Genomic DNA, 16,721 nt, shown 5'->3' on the forward strand with positions numbered 1-16,721 from the left:
ATACCCCATGGATACCGCTGCCGCATCAATCAATCTCCGCTATGAGGACATCGCGCTCGGCGCGGAGTTCGAGACCGCCGCGCACACCGTAACGGAGGCCGACATCGGCGCCTTCGCCGACGTCACGCGCGACCACCATCCACTTCATGTCGATACGGCCTATGCGCGCGCCCGCGGCTTTCCGGCCGTGATTGGCCATGGGCTGTTCGGCCTCTCGCTGATGGAAGGGCTGAAGTCCGAGCTGAAGCTGTACGAGGAGACCTCGGTCGCCTCGCTCGGATGGGACGAGGTGCGGTTCACGGCACCCATCGTCGCCGGCGACAGCTTGCGCGTACGCTTCCGCTTCGTCGAGAAGCGGCCGACCCGAAACCCCGACCGCGGCATCGTCATCGAGACGCTCGACCTCGTCAACCAGCGCGACGAGGTCGTGACGGCGGCCCGGCACACCTCGCTGATCCTGACCCGGCAGGGCGCTCGCGATCCGACGGCCGCCACGTGACGCGACAATGAAGAAGACATCGGACCGGAGACGGCTGCTCTGCCACCCACGATTTGACAGGAGTTTTTTGATGCGATTTCTCGAGACCTTCTCCGCCCTCGCGCTGCTGATCGGCCTTTCCCAGGTGGCCCACGCCCAGAGCTGTACGCCGAAAGTGCCGGCGTCGAGCCTGATCGAAGCTCCCAAATGGCAGATGTCAATCAACCCGACGCTGCCGCCGCAGCAATTCGTCGATGACAAGGGCGAGTTGCAGGGGCTCAACGTCGAGCTCGCAAGGGAGATCGCCAAGCGCATCTGCGTCGAGCCGGTGTTCTTGCGCATGGACTTCCCGCCGATGATCCCAGCGCTGCGCTCGGGCCGCTTCGACGCCATCAACACCGGCCTGTTCTGGACCGAGGAGCGCTCGAAGATGCTCTACCTCGTGCCTTACGCGCAGCAGGCAATCAGCATCTACACCGATCCCACCTCCAGCCTGAAGCTGGAAAAGTTCGAGGATCTCGCCGGCCGCGTAGTCGGCGTCGAATCGGCAACCTACACCGAGCGCAAGGCACGCGAGTTCAACAACGAGATGGTCGCGAAGGGCCTCAAGCCGATCGAACTCCGCACCTTCACCACCGTCACCGCGACCTCGGCGGCGCTGCGCGCCGGCCAGCTCGAGGCGGCGCTCAACATCAACGAGACCGCCAACTCGCTGGAGCAGAAGGGCATCGCCAAGATCTGGGTCCGCGACATCGCCGGCACCGACATCACCTTCGCCTTCCGCGACAAGCTGCTCGCGCAAGCCTTCGCCGATGCGCTGACGGCGACCCGCGCCGACGGCACCTACGACAAGCTGTTCGACAAGTTCGGCATGACCAAGCTGAAGGCCGTCACTTTTGCTATCCGCGGCGACGGCCCGACCAACTGACCTGACACCAGGGCGTCGGCGCCGGCGTCAATAGCCTGATGGCCGACCTCTCGGTGTGGGACGTCACGACGTGGAATCTGGCGGGTTGGTATCGCAACTGAGGCGTCCGCCCGTTTGGGCTGGCTGACATCCCCGCAAGGGGGTGGCCCATTCCGTGCGCCCCTTGCCTCTGTGCCATCTTCCGTCGACCTGGACGCGGCCGCCGGCCGCCATGCGCCAGAAGCGGCCATGTGGGGATCCAAAGCCAGCGGACATTCGCGAAGTCTTGCATAAAGATGGACACCAATTGAGAATGGATGGCTAATCCAGAGCTTCAGCTTGGCCAGCGGCGAGAGCGTAACGTACGTCTACCGATATGGCGGCATTTCTATCCAATCGTCGAAAGCAACGTCCGTGCCTTCTATCAGCAAAGCAAAGAAATCAATCAGCAAACGCCCGGCACGGACCAATGGCAGCATAACAGACGCAACCTATTTGAAGCTGCACAACCTGATCGAGTCGCGGCAGCTGCAGCCCGGCGAGGTGATTGAAGAGCGCCGACTTGCACTCCGGCTGAAAGTCTCGCGGACACCGCTGCGGGCTGGCATCAGCCGGTTGCTGGGCGAAGGCAGGCTCGAGCAATTGTCCAACGGCACCGTGGTGGTCCGCACAATCGAAATGGCGGAATTGCTCGAATTGGTCCATCTCCGCATGGTGCTGGAGGGCGAAGCGACGTTCATTGCGGCGACCCGCATCGCGCTGGATATCCTTGCACCGATCAGGGCCGCGCTAGAGAAGATCATTGCTGCGTCGACGGTGCCCAGGACGGTTCACTGGACCCTCGACGACGAAATTCATGACCAGATCGCGCGGCATTGCGGCAATCGTTCGCTTGAGAAGCTGATTGGAGAAATTCGGCAGAATATCCGGATGTGTAACGTGGAGCGCCACCCCGGCCGGCTGCTGCCCGCCACCCGCGAACATCTTGCAATTATCGATGCCATCATCGATCGTGATGCCGCCGCAGCCCGTCAGGCGATGATCCTGCATCTCACTAACGTGCGGCAGGGATTGCTCGAGCGATTCGGGATTTTCCTGCCCGAGCCTCACGGCTAGGTCGAGATCAGGCAGAATCCCCGCGGGCTGCGTGTCCGAAAATTCCACAGCTGCCCGCAATTTTGTCGGATTCCGTCCAAATTTAACGCAGCTTCCCGAGCTTCGCGGCTTGACTGAAATCAGCATGGGCGGTTCACTGGTATACCAGTGGAATATCGAGCCGCTTCGCAGCAAGCCGACCAAACAGATGTCCCGCCTGAATGACGCCGAACCACACTGCTTCCCATACCGTCGCGGCCGAACCGCTGTCCCCGGCCGGCTTTGCCGCCTTCGGCGATGTAGCCGAGCGGCCGATCGACGTGCGCCGGCGCTATCTTCCGACATCGGACGATCACACCGAGGAAGCCGCCACCTTTTCCTTCTGGATCAGCAGCGCCGCCAGGCTCGGCAGTCTGCCCCTGCCAATCACGACGCTGGAGCGTCATCCGTTCTCCGCCCAGACCTTCATCCCGCTCGGCAGCAGTCAATACCTGGCGATCGTGTGCGACGCCGGCCCGGATGGCCTGCCTGATGTGGCCACCCTGCGGTGCTTCATCGCTGGAGCGCATCAAAGCATCACCTTCGCCCGCAATGTCTGGCATCATCCGATGACCGTTCTCGGCGCGGCCATGGAATTCGCTGTCGCCATGGGCATGACCGGCCGGCAGGACGACGACGTGTTCGTCGATATCGCGGGCGACGTTCGCGCCGTGATGCCGCAGAGCGCATAGGGTTCGCAGCGATGCCGCATGATGATCACCTCACCCGCGACTTCGTCGGCTACGGCCGCAACCCGCCGCATCCGCAATGGCCGGGCGCAGCAAGAATCGTACTCAACTTCTGCATCAATTACGAAGAAGGCTCCGAGCCGTCGTTCGCCGATGGCGACGGCGTCACCGAAACGGCCCTGACCGAAGGTGGCGGCGGCGGCTTCGAGGGCCGCGACCTCGCCGCCGAGTCGATGTTCGAATATGGCAGCCGCATAGGCTTCTGGCGCGTGCTGCGCCTTCTGTCCGAGCACGGCATGATCGCCACCGTCATGGGCTGCGCGCTGGCGCTGGAACGCAACGACGAGGCCTGCGCCGCCATTCGCGAATATGGCTACGACGTCTGCGCCCATGGCTGGCGCTGGGAGCGACATCCGTTGCTGTCCGAGGCCGACGAGCGCGAGCGCATTCGCAAGACCGTCGAGAGCCTCGAGCGCACCACCGGCGAGCGTCCGCTCGGCTGGTATTGCCGCTATGGGCCGAGCGTGAACACGCGGCGCCTCGTGGTCGAAGAAGGCGGTTTCCTCTACGACTCCGACGCCTATAACGACGAATTGCCGTACTGGACACGCGTACTCGACAAGCCGCATCTCGTGGTGCCTTACGGTCTTGCCAACAACGACGCCAAGTTCAGCCGCGGCGCAATGGCAACGGCGGATGATTTCTTCATCTATCTGCGCGACGCCTTCGACATGCTCTACGCGGAAGGCGCTACCGCGCCGAAGATGATGTCGGTCGGACTGCACACCCGCCTGATCGGCCATCCCGGCCGCGCCGCTGGCCTGCAGCGCTTCCTCGATCACGTCGCCAAGCACGACAACGCCTGGGTCTGCCGGCGCGGCGACATCGCCCGTCACTGGCAGGCCACTCATCCCCCCACGCACTGATCCCATCACATCCGCCCCCGAAAGGACGCCCCATGAGGCTGAAACCCACGCATTGGCTGTTCGCGCTGATGCTGTCGAATGCGGCATTCGCCGGCGGCGCCAGCGCCCAGGAAGCCGATCATCCGTCCGACAAGCCGATGGTGGTCGCGTCCGACTTCGGCGTCGCGCCGTGGATGGTGCGCGGCCCCAACGGCCCCGAGGGTTTCGGTGCGGATCTGATCAACGAGATCGGTAAAGATCTCGGCCGCCCGAAGGTCGAGATCGTCGACATCAATTTCTCCGGCCTGTTCGCGGCGCTGTTCGCTAAGCGCGCCGAATTCCTCGTCAACCCGCTCAACCTCACTGCCGAACGCTCCGAGCGCATGCTCTATACTGAGCCGCTATTCTCCACCGGCAACGGCTTCATCGTCCGCGCCGCCGACGAGATGAAGAGCTTCGAGGATCTCAAGGGCAAGGCCGTTGCCGTCAACCGCGGGACCATCTCGGATACCTGGGCCACCGCCAATGCCGAGAAATACGGCTTCGAAGTGCAGCGCTACGATGTATTCCCCGACACGGTGCAGGCCGTGCTGACTCGCCGCGCCTTCACAGCGCTCAATGAGATCCCGACGACCGTCTATGCCGCCAGCCAGAACAAGGCGATCAAGGTCGGTTTCAAGGACTTCAACGGCCGCAACTTCGCCTATGCGTTCCGCCTGGAAGACACCGAGTATCGCAACAAGGTCGAGGCGGTCATCGAATGCATGAAGTTGGACGGCCGCCTGCGCAAGCTGCACGAGAAATGGTATGGCGCAACGCCCGATGCCGGCTCGGCCATCGATACTGTGTATTTCGGCTATGGCCCCCCCGGCTTCAAAGGCTTCGAGCCCACCTCGCACGTTCCGGCGTGCAAGTAGCACGCTTGCTCTGACAAGATAGCTGCGAACACCGGACCGGCCCGAACTGGTTCGACCGCGGTTGACGGACACTCGATGGACCGGATCGTCGAATACTACTTCAATGCAGAAGTCATCGCGGGCGCCTTCCCCCAGGTGCTCGCGGGCTTTCGCACGACGGTCGCCGTATCGCTTTTGATTATTGTCTGCGGTACGCTGTTCGGCCTGTCGTTGGCACTGCTGCGCTGCGCCAACCTGCGCCCGGTCAATTTCGTCATCACCGCTTATGTCGACGTGCTGCGCACGCTGCCGCAGCTCGTCGTGATCGTCTTCATCTATTTCGGCCTGCCTTATCTCGGCCCGGCGCTGTCCCCCTTCGCGACCACTGTGCTGGCACTCGGCATGGTCTTGTCGGCCTTTTGCACCGAGATCTTCTGGTCCGCAATCATGGCGCTGCCGCGCGGACAATGGGACGCCGCCAGCGCGCTCGGTTTCAGCCGGCTGCGGACGCTGGTCACCATCATCCTGCCGCAGGCCATTCGCCTCGCGATCCCGCTTCTGACCAACCGCGCCATCTCCATCAGCAAGGGCACGGCGCTCGGCACCGCCGTGTCGCTCCCGGAAACGCTCGGACAGGCGCAGAGCGTGATGGCGTTGGTCGCCAATCCCTCGCCGCTGACGCTGGCCGCGGCGTTCTACCTCACCTTCTTCCTGCCGTTGGTGATCGCCAGCCGGTGGATCGAATATCGCTACAGCACGGGACGGTGAGCGGATCGCATGCAGGATTTCCTGGACAATTTCGCCAACTGGGAGTCGCTGTTGCGGGTCTATCCGCTGCTGCTACAGGGGCTGATCTATACAGTCTGGCTCGCGGTGGTGGCGCTGCCGCTCGGCATTCTCGCCGGCCCCGCCATCGCCGTGCTGTACAGCTTCAAGAAGCGCTGGGTGAATATCGCGTTGCTGATCTATATCGACCTGTTCAGGTCGTTTCCCGTCGTGGTGCTGCTGATCCTGATCTTCTACGGCATGCCGTTTCTGGGTCTGACGCTCGGCGGCTTCACCGCGGCGGTGCTGGCCATCGTGCTCAACAATTCCGGCTATTACGGCGAGATCTTCCGGGCCGGCATCCTGTCCGTGCCCCACGGCCAGACCGAGGCTGCCCGGGCGCTCGGTTTCAAGCCGCTGCATGTGGTGTTCTCCATCGTGCTGCCGCAGGCGATCCGCAACGTGCTGGCGCCGCTCGCCAGCAATTCGCTGGAACTCGTCAAGGCGACACCAATTGCCGCCTTGGTCGCGCTGCCTGAACTGCTGCGCTCAGCTCGCGTCGCCCAGGAGCAGACCTACAACCCGACGCCGCTGATGGCGGCCGCCGTGATCTTCTTCGTCATCCTGTATCCGTTCGCGCGCTGGGTGGCGCGGCTGGAGCGGCAAGCACTGAAAGCCCGCTAGCATGACCACACTGATTACCGGCGGCAGCGGCTTCATCGGGCTCGCGCTCGCCGAGCGCCTGATCGCCGACGGCAAGACTGTCATCCTTTTCGACCTCTCGGCACCCGGCCACGATATGCTGGTGCGTCCCGAACTCGCCGGCGCCACGCTGGTCACCGGCGATGTCACAAGCGCCGACGACGTCGACCGCGCGTTGAACACTGTCGGCATCGACCGCGTGATCCACACCGCCGCGATGACGCCGAATGCGCAGCGCGAGCATGACGCTGCGCGCCAGATCGTCGACGTCAATATCGGCGGCACCGTCAATCTGCTCGAACGCGTAACATTGCGGCCCGCCATCAAGCGCGTCACCGTGCTCAGCTCGGTCGCAGTGTACGGCTTCTCCCAACCGGCTGCGTCGGGCCTGTTTGAGGAGGATTTGTCGCCGCCGGCGCCAGCCGCGCTCTACGGCATCACAAAGCTTGCATCGGAACAGGCGGCGCTGCGGATCGCCGACCTTCACAAGCTCGATGTGCGCGTGATTCGGCTCGGGCCGGTCTTTGGCCCATGGGAATTGCAGACCGGTGTCCGCGATGCGCTGAGCCCGCATTATCAGGTGCTCCGCATGGCCTTCGACGGCCGTGAAGCGGTTCTCCCGCGCAGCATGGCCGGCGACTGGATCTATTCTCGTGACGCCGCCCTCGGCGTCGCGAGGGTGAGCGCCTCCGACGCGCTGAAGCACCGCACCTATCACGTCAGCGGCGGTGTGTTGTCCGATCTGCCACGATGGTGCGAGATCATCGCGACGCACTTGCCCGGCTTCCGCTGGCGGATGGCGGAGATCGAAGCGGAGGGCAACGTGAGCTATGGCCTGCCGAAGGACCGTGCGCCGCTGAACATTGCGCGACTGGCCGCGGATGCCGGCTTCAAGCCTCAATTTTATCTGGAAGATGCGGCGCGCGACTATCTCGGCTGGTTGTCGCAGGCAGGAGAACCCGCATGAGCAAACGTCTGGCCGGAAAATCCGTCCTGATCACCGGCGCCTCCTCGGGCATCGGCCGCGCCATCGCCCGCCGATTTGCTGCCGAGGACGCGAGACTCATGCTCGCGGATCTCACCATGGACGTGCGCGAGGGCGGCGCTCCGACACTGGATCTGCTGCGTGCAGACGGTTATGAGGTCGATTTCATCCAGATCGACGTGGCCTCGGAGGACGATACCGTCCGCGCCGTCCAACAGACCGTTGCGCGCTACGGCCGTCTCGACGTGCTCGTCAACGACGCCGCCATCGGCACCGGCAAGCGTCTGACCGACACCAGCCTCGCCGAATGGGACAGGGCGCTGGCGGTCAATCTCACCGGCGTATTCCTGATGTCGCGCGCCGCCGTCAACCAGATGCTGACGCAGGATATCCGCAACGAGGCCCGCGGCCGCCTCGTCAACATCTCCTCGCAGCACGGCATGATCGCCTGCCCGGAAGACATCGCCTATGGCACCTCCAAATCCGGGGTCGTCTACATGACGCGGCAGATCGCGGCGGACTACGCGAAAGATCACATCATCTGCAACGCAGTCGCGCCCGGCAAGATCGTCACCGGCAAACCGGGTCGCGCTGTGGAGCCGCGCTGGATGGACTACTCCACCAGCCGCACGCCGATGCCGCGGCTGGGCCGCCCCGACGACGTCGCCAATGCGGCGCTGTTTCTGGCCTCCGACGAGGCAACTTTCATGACCGGCGAAAATATCCTCGTCGATGGCGGCTGGATGGCGTCATGAGCAACGTTTCGGAGAGCACCATGCTGCAAGCGCCTGCAGAGACTTCCGCGCCGATCATTCAGATGTCCGGCGTCACCAAATGGTATGGCGACGTCCAGGTGCTCAAGGACATCGACTTCACGGTGGCGCGCGGCGAGCGCGTCGTGATCTGCGGGCCTTCGGGGTCCGGCAAGTCGACCATGATCCGTTGCATGAACCGGCTGGAAGAACATCGCGACGGCCGCATCATGGTCAATGGCGTCGAGCTGGATCACTCGACGCGCAATGTCGACGTGGTCCGCCGCGATATCGGCATGGTATTCCAACAATTCAACCTGTTTCCGCATCTGACCGTGCTGCAGAACCTCACCATCGCGCCACGCAAGATCCGCGGCGCAACGAGGCAGGAGGCCGACGAGATCGCGCGCTATTTTCTTGAGCGCGTACGGATCTCCGAACAGGCCGATAAATATCCGAACCAGCTATCCGGCGGCCAGCAGCAGCGCGTCGCCATCGCGCGTGCGCTGTGCATGAAACCGCAGATCATGCTATTCGACGAACCGACCTCGGCGCTTGATCCGGAAATGATCCAGGAGGTGCTCGACGTCATGGTCAGCCTCGCCCGCGAAGGCATGACCATGGTCTGCGTCACCCATGAGATGGGCTTCGCGCGCACGGTCGCCGACCGCGTGGTGTTCATGGACGCCGGCCGGATTATCGAGGAAGGCGCGCCGACCGATTTTTTCTCGGATCCGAAACAGGATCGAACCCGTGCATTCCTCAATCAAATTATGTATCGATGACCGAAACGTCCGCTTTGCGCGGCGGGATCAAATGGTCAGCGCAACACTCTAATTTTTTTAGCAAAGATGACCTGGGGAGAACAGCCCCCTCGCCCCAGCTCCGCAGGAAATTGCCGTCACGGTCGAGCACCACCATCGGATGGGCGCCGCGGTTGAAGACGTAGATGCGGTCGCGGCTGTCGACCGCGACCGAGGCAACGTCGGTGAGCTGCCAGCCGTCCGGCAGCTTCGCCCAGTTATCGACGACGCGGTAGCGATGCTCGCCCGAGCCGAGAATGACTGACACTGGTGGTCCTGTTATTGCTCGCTTGCGGCGTGTGCCGCTCAGGCGAAGGTGCAGCCCTTGGACTCCAGCACCTTGCCGATGCCGGAGAGTTCGAGAATGTCACCGCCGGCCTTGAGCGCCTTCATTACGCCGGCTTCCTTGTCCTCGCGCGCCGCCGACTTGACGCAAACGTCGGCGATGTTCTCCTTGGGCACGATCACGACGCCATCATCATCGGCGCTCACGATATCGCCGGGACGCACGGCGATGCCGCCGATGACGATCGCCTGATTGATGGTGCCGAGGGTCTCCTTGACGGTGCCCTTCATGCAGAGGCCGTAGGAGAAGACGTTGAAGCCGGTAGCGCGCACCGCAAGGCCATCGCGAACGCCGGCATCCGTGACCAGGCCGACGATGCCCTTGGCGACGCAGGCCGTCGCCAGCACCTCGCCGAAGCCGCCCTGCTCGGGATGATCGCCCGCGCTCACCACGAGCACGTCGCCCGGCTTGGCCAGCGAAATCGCCGTGATCAGCATCATGTTGTCGCCCGGATGGCAGCTCACCGTAAGCGCCGGTCCGCAGGCGTGCATCCCGGAATAGATCGGCTTGATGCTGGAGGTCAGCGCGCCCGATCGGCCCTGCGCCTCGTGCAGAGTGGAAGGAGGAAACTGCTTGATGCGTTCGACAAGCTCGACAGCGGGCCGATCGAATGTCCTGACAACGTGAACCATGGTTCCTCCAAGGGTCCGCAAACTGCGCTCCACCGGAGATAGTCGACCACCTCGCATCGGAGAATTTCAGATTTTAGGATTGCCACATCGTGTTTCGTTATGGCTCGCTCTTCTGGCCCTCCAGAAGCGATGTTGGAGCCTCCTCTGCGATGGTAACCGCGCCGGGAGGGCTATCGAACTGCCCCCAGGTCTTGACGATGATCTCGAGCAATATCTTGTAGACAGCGAATGCGGCATCGGACAAGGCAGCGCTATCGGAAATGCATAGCGACATCTGCTGCGAGGCCGACGGCGCATTGATGCGCCGGATGCAGAGTTCATCCAGGTTCGGCAATGCCTTTGCGATGGAGATGGGGAGCACGGCAGCACCCACTCCGGCTGCAATCGCCGAAGACAGGGTCGACTGGGAATGGATCTCGGCGACGATGCGCGGGCGGAGTCCCACCTCGGCGCAGACCCGCTCGACCGTCTGTCGCAGGAAGGATTCCCGATAGGGAAGAAGCAGGTCGAATTGCGCGACCTCCGCCGCCGAAACTTCCTCCCGAGGCATCTGCTCCGGATACATGCTGCGAGGCGCGACAAGATAGAAGTACTCGCGCATCAGCGGCTTGTAATCGAGACCGGTCACCGGGCGATCGCCGTAGAGGACAGCCATATCCATGCTCCCCTTCAGCATCATCTCGCTGAGCATGACCCCGGAACTGTCGTAAATGTGCGGCACGATGCCGGGATAGCGTTCGCGTACCTGCATCAGCAGCGGGGTCGCCAGCAATGCCGCCGAGCTGAGCGGGGCCAGACCGATCGTCACGTTGCCGGTCAGCTCCGGCTTGTTGTCCAGAATGGTACGCCTGGCCTCTTCGATCTGCCGCTGGATCGACTTGGCATAGCGATAGAGGATTCGTCCGGCCTCGGTGGGCTTGACGCCGCGAGCGCTGCGGTCGAGCAGCTTGCACTTGAACTCCGCCTCCAGGCTCGCAATGTGCTGGCTCAGGGCCGGCTGGGCGACATTCAGCACCTTCGCCGCGCTCGTCATGCTGCCGAGATCCACGACCTTGATGAAGGCCTCCAAACGTTTCGTATCCAATACGTCGCCTCCGGATATCCAGACAGGGAGCAATGCAGCAGCAATAGGCTGAAGCTATGGGATCAGAAGGAATTGTTCTTACCACCTGGAACCTGAGGGGCCTATAGGTAGTGCTGAACTCGTCCGCCGCTCGCGTTGCAGCCGACGCCACCAGCGGGTTGGACGGTAGCAGAGGAGCCCTCGCGGATGGGATTTTCGGACTATCGAACGGCCCTCGTGACGGGCGCATCCTCGGGGATCGGGGCTGCGACGGTTCGCCGGCTGCGTGCGGAAGGACTCGAAGTTCACGCCGTGGCCCGCGACGTTGATCGCCTGAGCGCCTTGTCCGCGGAGACCGGATGCCGGGTCTGCGCGGTCGACATCAGCGACCTCGATGCGCTCGCGGCACTGGCGAAGTCGGCCGAGTTCGACGTCCTGGTCAACAATGCCGGTCAGTCCCGGCGCGGCAACATCCTGGACACGACGCCGGAAGATGTCGATGCGCTCATCGACGTCAATCTGCGCGCGGTCCTGCACCTGACGCGGCTCGTCGTGCCGGGCATGGCGCGCCGCGACCGCGGCCATGTCGTCAACATCTCCTCCATCGCCGGCCACTACGCATTTGCCGGCGGAAACACCGTGTATCATGCCACCAAGGCGGGCATTCACTCGCTGTCACAGCAACTGCGCGTCGACCTCTATGGAACCAGGGTTCGCGTCACCGAGATATCGCCGGCCCGGGTCGAGACGGAAGTGTTCGGGCGACTGCTGGGTGATCTGGCCGAAGCCAAGCGCCGCTTCTTCGACGACTACGATGCACTCCAGCCCGAGGATATCGCCAATTCGATCGCATTCGCGGTTGGATCGCCGGCGCGCATGAATATCGCCTTCATGGAAGTGCTGCCGACCCAGCAGGTCGTCGGCGGCCTCAATTTTGCACAGAAGAGCCGGCCGCCGGCCGAGTGACGCATGAACGCCCCGAACTCGACAGGCCGTCAACGCGGAGCGTGACCGTGGACCTCCCAAAGATCGAACAACTCGTGGATCTGGTTGCGCGCTCCTCCATCGCGGAGCTGGACCTCACGCAGGACGGCACCCGCGTTCGCATCCTCAAGCGCGCGTCTGCGGCACCCTCACCGGTCGCGGCCCCCCCTGCGAGCGGGAGCAGCGTTGAGGCTCCCGTCCTTGATCGCCAGGCGAGCCCCGCCCCCGACGCGACCGCCTCGGCCACCGCCGACGTTGTCGTGGCCGCACCGATGCACGGCGTGTTTTACCGGGCTGCGGCGCCGGACGAGGCGCCGCTGGTCGAGGTCGGCGCGAGGATCGAGGCCGGGCAGAAGATCTGCATCATCGAGGCGATGAAGACCTTCATCGACATCGCCGCCGAGGCGCCCGGTGTCGTGCTCGCGATCCTCGCGGAAAACGGTGACGAGATCGAAGCGGGGCAAGCCATGTTCCGGATTGGTCCTGCGGTTTCATCCTGATGTTCGACAAGGTCCTGATCGCCAATCGCGGCGAGATCGCGCTTCGCATCCAGCGCGCCTGTCGAGCGATGGGTCTCAAGACGGTCGTCATTCACTCGGAGGCGGACAGCGACGCGCGCTATGTCGCACTCGCCGACCAAGCGCTCTGCATCGGGCCGGCGCCGGCGAGCAGCACCTATCTCAATATGGCGGCGATCCTGCTCGCGGCCGAGATCAGCGGCGCCCAGGCTATTCACCCGGGCTACGGATTCCTCTCGGAGAGCGCAGAGTTCGCCGACCGGGTCGCGCGTGCCGGTCTCACCTTCATCGGCCCGCCCGCCGACTGTATCCGGACCATGGGCGACAAGGTCGCGGCCAAGCGCGCGATGCGGATGGCCGGCGTGCCTTGCGTACCCGGACCGGACAGCGCCCTGCCTGATGACCCTGTCGAGGTGCGCGCGATCGCGCGGGACATCGGATATCCCGTGATCATCAAAGCCGCCGGAGGCGGCGGCGGGCGCGGCATGCGGATCGTGCGCAACGCGGGCGCGCTGGACGAGGCACTGGCGCTGACGCGCGCGGAAGCCAGCAAGGCCTTTGGGAATCCTGCGGTCTACATCGAGAAATTCCTCGAAAAGCCCCGCCATATCGAGATTCAGGTGCTGTGCGACCAGCATGACAACCATCTCTGGCTCGGCGACCGCGACTGCTCGCTTCAGCGCAGGAACCAGAAGGTCGTCGAGGAAGCTCCCGCACCCGGCATCGATCGCGCACTGATCGAGCAGGTGGGCGCAAGCTGCGTCGAAGCCTGCCGGCGGATCGGCTATCGCGGCGCCGGAACTTTCGAATTCCTTTACGAGGATGGACAGTTCTTCTTCATCGAGATGAACACGCGCGTCCAGGTGGAGCATCCTGTCACCGAGATGACGACGGGGATCGACATCGTGAGGGAGCAGATCCGCATCGCGCAAGGCGAGCCGCTGGGGATCGCGCAAACCGACATCACGCGTGTCGGCCATGCGGTCGAATTCCGTATCAATGCCGAAGACCCAACCACCTTCACGCCCTCGCCCGGCGCGGTGACACGCTGGGATGTGCCGGGCGGCATTGGCATCCGCGTCGATTCGCATATCACAGCCGGCGCCACCGTTCCTCGTCACTACGATTCACTGATCGGCAAACTGATCGCCCATGGCGGCACCCGCGAAGAAGCCCTGGCGCGTGCGCGCGTCGCTCTGTCCGAACTACGCGCCGAAGGGATCCGAACCAATGTGCCGCTGCATCAGGCGATCCTCGCCGACCCGACGTTCTGCCGTGGCGGCTATGACATCCATCATCTCGAGCACTGGATGAATGCGCGGGTGGCCGCGCCATGACGACGCCGGACCGGCCGCGGATCAGCTTGCTCGGAACATCAGCCCTCCTGTTCGAGGCGCCTGGCGCATTCGACCTGCCGCACCAGCGTCGCATCTGGTCGCTGGCTGCCACCGCGTCGAAATGGCCAGGAATTCGCGAGGCCATTCCCGGCATTACCAATTTGATGCTGACCTTCCAGACACCTCCGCGCGAACTGGAGACCTTGATCGCCGCTCTCAACGATGGCTGGGACGCGGCGGAAGGCCTTGCTATCGGCGGCCGCGAGATCTGGCTGCCCGTCACCTATGGCGGCGAGATCGGATCGCAGCTTCAGTCCGTCGCCCACCATTGCGGCCTATCCGTCGACGACCTGGTCTCGATCCATGCCGCCCCGCTCTACACGGTGTTCGCGCTCGGCAGCCATCCCGGCTATTGCTATCTCGGCGGCATGGACCCGCGCATCACCATGCCGCGGCGGCAGACGCCGCTGCAACGCTCCGCGGGCGGCTCGGTGTCGATCGGCGGATCGCAGACCGGTGTCTCCGCTTCGCCCGGGCCGAGCGGCTGGCACGCCATCGGACACACGAATTGGGCGTTCTTCGATCCGTCCTGGCCGACACCGGCCGCGCTCGCACCGGGCGATACCATCCGCTTCGAGATCGAACGGGTGATCCGGTGATCGAGATCCTGTCAGTCACGGGGCCCGCCAGCGTCCAGGATCTCGGCCGCTTCGACCAGTATCGCTTCGGGGTCGGCACTTCGGGTGCGATGGACGACGTCGCCCTGCGCGCCGGCAACATCCTTCTCGGCAACGACGAGAACGCTGCCGGCATCGAAATCCCGATGCTGCCGTTCAAGCTTCGTTTCGACCGGGACATGGCCTTTGCGCTCACGGGCGGCGATGTCGAGGCCGAGATCGCAGGACGCGTGATCCCGCCATGGTGGCGTTCGCACGCCCGTGCCGGAGATGTTCTGACCATCAGGGCGCTACCCCGCGGCGCACGAAGCTATCTCGCCGTCGGCGGCGGCATCGACGTGCCTGCGGTGCTGGGCTCGCGCAGCACGCAGTTTCGCGGCGAGTTCGGCGGCCTTCACGGACGGCCGCTCCAGCCCGGCGATATCCTGCCCTGTGCCGCGTCCACGGCCGCTATCGGCGAGTTCGGGGTCGAGCCGGCCGAAATCACGCTCGCGCGGCCGAACGCTGCCGCGGACGAAACCATCGTCAGGGCCGTGATCGCCGGCGAATATGACCGGTTCGACGCCGCCACGCAGGCGCTGTTCTGGTCCGGCAGCTGGAAGATCACGCCGCAGAGCAACCGTTACGGCTACCGCCTGCAAGGTCCCCCCGTGAAGCCGAAGGCACCGATTGAGAAACGCTCGCACGGCATTGTTCCGGGCGTCATCCAGATTCCGCCGAACGGACAGCCGATCATCCAGATGCGCGACGCGCAGACGTCCGGCGGCTATCCGAAGATCGCGACCGTGATCCGCGCCGATTTGTGGCGCGTCGGGCAGGCGAGGCTCGGCGGCAAGCTGCGGTTCGAGCAAACTGCTTACGCCGATGCACTAGCAGCCGAGGCCGAGATGTCAGCGTATCTCGAGCGGCTCAGAACCAATGTGCGCCTTATCGAGGAGATCAGAACATGCCGATAGAGCTGACCGATATCGCGCGTCTGGCGCAAATCCTCGAACGGTCCGGCGTCGACGCGATCGAAATCGAGGAGCCCGGCCAGTCCTTGAAGCTCGTCGTCGACACGGGCCCGCGAATGGCTGCGTCACCGACGCTTGTCGCCCCCGCTGCTGACCATTCCGTCATCGCCAAAGCCGACGTCGCAGGGCATTTCCTCGCGGCCCATCCCTGGCGGGACAAGCCGTTCGTCGCACCAGGCCAGCACATCCAGGCCGGTGCGATCGTCGGCCTCGCCAAGATCGGCCTGCTGTATGCGCCCATTGTGGCACCGGCCGCCGGGACCGTCGATGCCGTGATCGCGGAGCCTGGCGCAACGGTCGGCTACGGCACACCGATTGTGCGCATCCGCCCGCTCTCCGAGAGCAGCCCGATCAATTGAGCAGGACAGTTGCGGGCGTGACTTCGCCGCCGCCCTGCTCGATCACACGGCGCACCGTGCCGGCAAGGTTGACCGATCCGGGCGTGTCGCTATGGATTAGGATCGAGCGCGCCTCGACCTTGATCGACTTGCCCTCGATCGTCTGCACGGTGCCACTATCAAGGAAGCGATTGACTCGCTCTGCCACGGCTTCCGTCGAGGTGATGACGGAGTTAGGAAGCTTGCGGGACACCAGATGGCCATTCTCGTCATAGGCGCGGTCAGCGAGGAACAGAGTGAGGATGCGCAGGCCGACCTTGCGCGCGGCGCGCACGATCTCGGCGTCCGGCTGCGAGAACACGATGAAATCGCGATTGATGGTCGCAATCGCACGGGCGACGATATCGGCCATATCAGGGTCGGCATTGACCATGTTGCCCATCGCTGCGTGGAAGCTGACATGGGTCACGCGGTGGCCGGCATTGGCTGCGATCGCCTGCAAGGCGCCGATCTGATAGACCATGTGCTTCTCGAGCTCAGCGGCATCCATCTGGATGACGCGGCGGCCAAACCCGAGCAGATCGGGCAGGCCCGGATGGGCACCGACCTCGACCCCCTTTTGCTTCGCCAGGCGCACCATGCGATCCATGATGATGGGATCGCCGGCGTGGAAGCCGCACGCCACGTTCGCGGACGAGATGATGCCCATCAGCGCCTCGTCGTCGCAGATACGATAATTGCCGAAGCCTTCACCCATATCCGAATTGATGCCGATTTTCATGCTCGTACCCTGCTCT

General features: G+C 64.0%; 20 protein-coding genes and 1 pseudogene. 17 read left to right on the forward strand and 4 right to left on the reverse strand.

The genetic code is table 11. The features are described from left to right. Nucleotides 1–7 precede the first annotated feature (7 nt). The 11 genes from QCM77_RS01635 (at nt 8) to QCM77_RS01685 (ending at nt 8,998) form a co-directional block, all read left to right on the forward strand. Nucleotides 8–499, forward strand: a complete 492-nt coding sequence (locus tag QCM77_RS01635; protein WP_279665780.1) for a MaoC family dehydratase — start codon at nt 8–10, stop codon at nt 497–499. A 70-nt stretch (nt 500–569) separates the two neighbouring features. Then, complete coding sequence (locus tag QCM77_RS01640; protein WP_279681611.1) at nt 570–1,406, forward strand: ABC transporter substrate-binding protein; 837 nt, start codon at nt 570–572, stop codon at nt 1,404–1,406. Between the two features lie 318 nt (nt 1,407–1,724). Next, the gene (locus QCM77_RS01645; protein ID WP_279681612.1) at nt 1,725–2,501 is read left to right on the forward strand and encodes a GntR family transcriptional regulator; all 777 of its coding nucleotides are present in this window, start codon (nt 1,725–1,727) and stop codon (nt 2,499–2,501) included. A gap of 200 nt (nt 2,502–2,701) precedes the next feature. Beyond that, complete coding sequence (locus QCM77_RS01650) at nt 2,702–3,211, forward strand: ureidoglycolate lyase (protein WP_279665774.1); 510 nt, start codon at nt 2,702–2,704, stop codon at nt 3,209–3,211. Between the two features lie 11 nt (nt 3,212–3,222). Then, on the forward strand, nt 3,223–4,134 hold the full coding sequence (locus QCM77_RS01655) for an allantoinase PuuE (RefSeq protein WP_279681613.1): 912 nt from the start codon (nt 3,223–3,225) through the stop codon (nt 4,132–4,134). Nucleotides 4,135–4,166: 32 nt separating this feature from the next. Next, the gene (locus tag QCM77_RS01660) at nt 4,167–5,030 is read left to right on the forward strand and encodes a substrate-binding periplasmic protein (protein ID WP_279665772.1); all 864 of its coding nucleotides are present in this window, start codon (nt 4,167–4,169) and stop codon (nt 5,028–5,030) included. A gap of 75 nt (nt 5,031–5,105) precedes the next feature. Next, nucleotides 5,106–5,777: an amino acid ABC transporter permease gene (locus QCM77_RS01665; RefSeq protein WP_279681615.1), complete on the forward strand. Its 672-nt coding sequence runs from the start codon at nt 5,106–5,108 to the stop codon at nt 5,775–5,777. Between the two features lie 9 nt (nt 5,778–5,786). Beyond that, nucleotides 5,787–6,458, forward strand: coding sequence for an amino acid ABC transporter permease (locus QCM77_RS01670; RefSeq protein WP_279681617.1), 672 nt, complete (start codon nt 5,787–5,789; stop codon nt 6,456–6,458). A gap of 1 nt (nt 6,459) precedes the next feature. Then, nucleotides 6,460–7,443 carry an NAD-dependent epimerase/dehydratase family protein gene (locus QCM77_RS01675; RefSeq protein ID WP_279681618.1) on the forward strand — a complete coding sequence of 328 codons (984 nt, stop codon included), beginning with the start codon at nt 6,460–6,462 and terminating at the stop codon, nt 7,441–7,443. After that, the gene (locus QCM77_RS01680; RefSeq protein ID WP_279681620.1) at nt 7,440–8,216 is read left to right on the forward strand and encodes an SDR family NAD(P)-dependent oxidoreductase; all 777 of its coding nucleotides are present in this window, start codon (nt 7,440–7,442) and stop codon (nt 8,214–8,216) included. The genes QCM77_RS01675 and QCM77_RS01680 overlap by 4 nt, the downstream gene beginning before the upstream one ends. Then, nucleotides 8,213–8,998 (forward strand): amino acid ABC transporter ATP-binding protein, encoded by a 786-nt coding sequence (locus QCM77_RS01685; protein WP_279681622.1) that lies wholly within the window; start codon nt 8,213–8,215, stop codon nt 8,996–8,998. The genes QCM77_RS01680 and QCM77_RS01685 overlap by 4 nt, the downstream gene beginning before the upstream one ends. An 85-nt stretch (nt 8,999–9,083) precedes the next feature. Here QCM77_RS01685 and QCM77_RS01690 read toward each other — a convergent pair. The 3 genes and pseudogenes from QCM77_RS01690 to QCM77_RS01700 form a co-directional block, all read right to left on the reverse strand. After that, nucleotides 9,084–9,284, reverse strand: a pseudogene (locus QCM77_RS01690) (hypothetical protein); the annotation flags it as partial. Between the two features lie 38 nt (nt 9,285–9,322). Further along, complete coding sequence (locus tag QCM77_RS01695; protein WP_279665764.1) at nt 9,323–9,994, reverse strand: 4-carboxy-4-hydroxy-2-oxoadipate aldolase/oxaloacetate decarboxylase; 672 nt, start codon at nt 9,992–9,994, stop codon at nt 9,323–9,325. A 97-nt stretch (nt 9,995–10,091) separates the two neighbouring features. Then, on the reverse strand, nt 10,092–11,078 hold the full coding sequence (locus QCM77_RS01700) for a LysR substrate-binding domain-containing protein (protein ID WP_279681624.1): 987 nt from the start codon (nt 11,076–11,078) through the stop codon (nt 10,092–10,094). Between the two features lie 186 nt (nt 11,079–11,264). Here QCM77_RS01700 and QCM77_RS01705 point away from each other — a divergent pair, with 186 nt between their 5' ends. The 6 genes from QCM77_RS01705 to QCM77_RS01730 are packed head-to-tail and all read left to right on the forward strand — an operon-like array spanning nt 11,265 to nt 15,945. Further along, nucleotides 11,265–12,023, forward strand: coding sequence for an SDR family oxidoreductase (locus tag QCM77_RS01705; protein ID WP_279665760.1), 759 nt, complete (start codon nt 11,265–11,267; stop codon nt 12,021–12,023). Nucleotides 12,024–12,070: 47 nt separating this feature from the next. Next, nucleotides 12,071–12,541, forward strand: coding sequence for an acetyl-CoA carboxylase biotin carboxyl carrier protein (gene accB / locus QCM77_RS01710; RefSeq protein ID WP_279665759.1), 471 nt, complete (start codon nt 12,071–12,073; stop codon nt 12,539–12,541). Further along, nucleotides 12,541–13,896 carry an acetyl-CoA carboxylase biotin carboxylase subunit gene (accC, locus tag QCM77_RS01715; protein ID WP_279681626.1) on the forward strand — a complete coding sequence of 452 codons (1,356 nt, stop codon included), beginning with the start codon at nt 12,541–12,543 and terminating at the stop codon, nt 13,894–13,896. Before accB ends, accC begins: the two co-directional genes overlap by 1 nt. Then, nucleotides 13,893–14,555 (forward strand): 5-oxoprolinase subunit PxpB, encoded by a 663-nt coding sequence (gene pxpB / locus QCM77_RS01720; protein ID WP_279681628.1) that lies wholly within the window; start codon nt 13,893–13,895, stop codon nt 14,553–14,555. The genes accC and pxpB overlap by 4 nt, the downstream gene beginning before the upstream one ends. Beyond that, a complete protein-coding gene (locus QCM77_RS01725) occupies nt 14,552–15,529 on the forward strand; it encodes a 5-oxoprolinase subunit C family protein (RefSeq protein WP_279681629.1) in 978 nt (325 codons plus the stop codon). Before pxpB ends, QCM77_RS01725 begins: the two co-directional genes overlap by 4 nt. Continuing rightward, entirely contained in the window at nt 15,520–15,945 is a 426-nt protein-coding gene (locus QCM77_RS01730) for an acetyl-CoA carboxylase biotin carboxyl carrier protein (protein WP_279681631.1), read from the forward strand. Before QCM77_RS01725 ends, QCM77_RS01730 begins: the two co-directional genes overlap by 10 nt. Here QCM77_RS01730 and QCM77_RS01735 read toward each other — a convergent pair. After that, entirely contained in the window at nt 15,938–16,705 is a 768-nt protein-coding gene (locus QCM77_RS01735; RefSeq protein ID WP_279681633.1) for a 5-oxoprolinase subunit PxpA, read from the reverse strand. The two genes, QCM77_RS01730 and QCM77_RS01735, sit on opposite strands and share 8 nt — an antisense overlap. Nucleotides 16,706–16,721: the final 16 nt, after the last annotated feature.

It is taken from the genome of Bradyrhizobium nivariense, assembly GCF_029846695.2.
In the GTDB taxonomy this organism is placed as follows: Bacteria; Pseudomonadota; Alphaproteobacteria; order Rhizobiales; family Xanthobacteraceae; genus Bradyrhizobium.

What these genes read in the sequence shown, in the direction of transcription:
- QCM77_RS01635 (WP_279665780.1), top strand. Translation starts at nt 8, where the DNA reads ATGGATACCGCTGCCGCATCAATCAATCTCCGCTATGAGGACATCGCG.
- QCM77_RS01640 (WP_279681611.1), top strand. Translation starts at nt 570, where the DNA reads ATGCGATTTCTCGAGACCTTCTCCGCCCTCGCGCTGCTGATCGGCCTT.
- QCM77_RS01650 (WP_279665774.1), top strand. Translation starts at nt 2,702, where the DNA reads ATGACGCCGAACCACACTGCTTCCCATACCGTCGCGGCCGAACCGCTG.
- QCM77_RS01655 (WP_279681613.1), top strand. Translation starts at nt 3,223, where the DNA reads ATGCCGCATGATGATCACCTCACCCGCGACTTCGTCGGCTACGGCCGC.
- QCM77_RS01660 (WP_279665772.1), top strand. Translation starts at nt 4,167, where the DNA reads ATGAGGCTGAAACCCACGCATTGGCTGTTCGCGCTGATGCTGTCGAAT.
- QCM77_RS01665 (WP_279681615.1), top strand. Translation starts at nt 5,106, where the DNA reads ATGGACCGGATCGTCGAATACTACTTCAATGCAGAAGTCATCGCGGGC.
- QCM77_RS01670 (WP_279681617.1), top strand. Translation starts at nt 5,787, where the DNA reads ATGCAGGATTTCCTGGACAATTTCGCCAACTGGGAGTCGCTGTTGCGG.
- QCM77_RS01675 (WP_279681618.1), top strand. Translation starts at nt 6,460, where the DNA reads ATGACCACACTGATTACCGGCGGCAGCGGCTTCATCGGGCTCGCGCTC.
- QCM77_RS01680 (WP_279681620.1), top strand. Translation starts at nt 7,440, where the DNA reads ATGAGCAAACGTCTGGCCGGAAAATCCGTCCTGATCACCGGCGCCTCC.
- QCM77_RS01685 (WP_279681622.1), top strand. Translation starts at nt 8,213, where the DNA reads ATGAGCAACGTTTCGGAGAGCACCATGCTGCAAGCGCCTGCAGAGACT.
- QCM77_RS01695 (WP_279665764.1), bottom strand. Translation starts at nt 9,994, where the DNA reads ATGGTTCACGTTGTCAGGACATTCGATCGGCCCGCTGTCGAGCTTGTC.
- QCM77_RS01705 (WP_279665760.1), top strand. Translation starts at nt 11,265, where the DNA reads ATGGGATTTTCGGACTATCGAACGGCCCTCGTGACGGGCGCATCCTCG.
- accC (WP_279681626.1), top strand. Translation starts at nt 12,541, where the DNA reads ATGTTCGACAAGGTCCTGATCGCCAATCGCGGCGAGATCGCGCTTCGC.
- pxpB (WP_279681628.1), top strand. Translation starts at nt 13,893, where the DNA reads ATGACGACGCCGGACCGGCCGCGGATCAGCTTGCTCGGAACATCAGCC.
- QCM77_RS01730 (WP_279681631.1), top strand. Translation starts at nt 15,520, where the DNA reads ATGCCGATAGAGCTGACCGATATCGCGCGTCTGGCGCAAATCCTCGAA.
- QCM77_RS01735 (WP_279681633.1), bottom strand. Translation starts at nt 16,705, where the DNA reads ATGAAAATCGGCATCAATTCGGATATGGGTGAAGGCTTCGGCAATTAT.